The sequence below is a fragment of the Microbacterium sp. P5_B6 genome (assembly GCF_056400345.1).
On the sequence record NZ_JBFULL010000079.1, the window covers coordinates 1 to 989 of the forward strand.

The following is a 989-nucleotide window of genomic DNA, read 5'->3' on the forward strand; positions in this document are numbered from 1 at the left end:
GCCACTAGTAGGACCGCCAGCGCCGAGATCGCACTTCGCGCCAATCGTCGGCTACGACGGTGCTCGCGCACACTCTCTCCGATGAGTGCATCGCGATCGATGTCACGGATGGTCGCAACGAGATCAGCAATGCGTTCCGTGAATCGCGGGTCTTGCGTGCCCGCGGCTCCCTCATCCGCGAACCACCGCATGTCGATCCAGCGAGGCTCTTCTTCAAAGGCACCACGGAGCGGGGGAGGGATGCTATCGGTGATGATGGTGTCAAAGTCGTTGCGAGGGGAGTCCCACGAGATCTCACCGCTCGACTGCACTAGCAATATGCGCTCTGCGCTCCTATTTGCAACCCACCAAGCCACCTCTCGATTGACGTATTCCGAACCTGCGGCCTCCGGCGAGGCCAGGAGCACGAGCCACTCGGACTGGGACAAGCCTTCCTCGATGTTTGACCAAAGGGCCGCGCTGGCCGGCATGCTTGCATCGTCGAGAAACACGCGACTGACACGCTGTCGATTCCACGGTTTGGCGAATCGCTCGATTCCGTCGTGCACGGCGAGCGCGAGCGACGCGGACGGGACACGTGAGTACGAAATGAACGCGTCGAAGTTCGCAGTCGCCACGGAATCTCCCCACAGTCTTCGAGCTCCTGATGACAACTGGGAGCGAGGTTCTTCATGCTAGTGATTGCGCCCTCTATGCGTAGAGGGGAAGGATCCGGCTGGCTACAGCTGACGGCTCAACCTGTATGGTCGACCCTCGTCCTAAGTCGATCCGTGTGCCGGGGAAGCCGGTCCTGCGCCAAGCCGGCGAAATTGACCCGGCGGACTTTTCTGACATCAAGGTCACCTGCGGCCTTTGGAGTTCGCACAGCGCTAACCGGTTCGGAGCTGCCGCTGACACTGCCCTGACTCCCCGATGGCTACTCGATCTATGTGACGCCACTCGTTCCGGCGAGACGGAGAACTGGATCAACAGCTCTCAGGAGCTGGGAC

At 61.0% G+C, this 989-nt stretch carries 1 protein-coding gene; it reads right to left on the reverse strand.

Annotated elements, in window-relative coordinates; translation table 11 throughout:
* A partial coding sequence (locus AC1DP3_RS18325) for a TIR domain-containing protein (protein ID WP_477295805.1) occupies window positions 1-617 on the reverse strand: 617 nt, incomplete at its 3' end.
* Window positions 618-989: the final 372 nt, after the last annotated feature.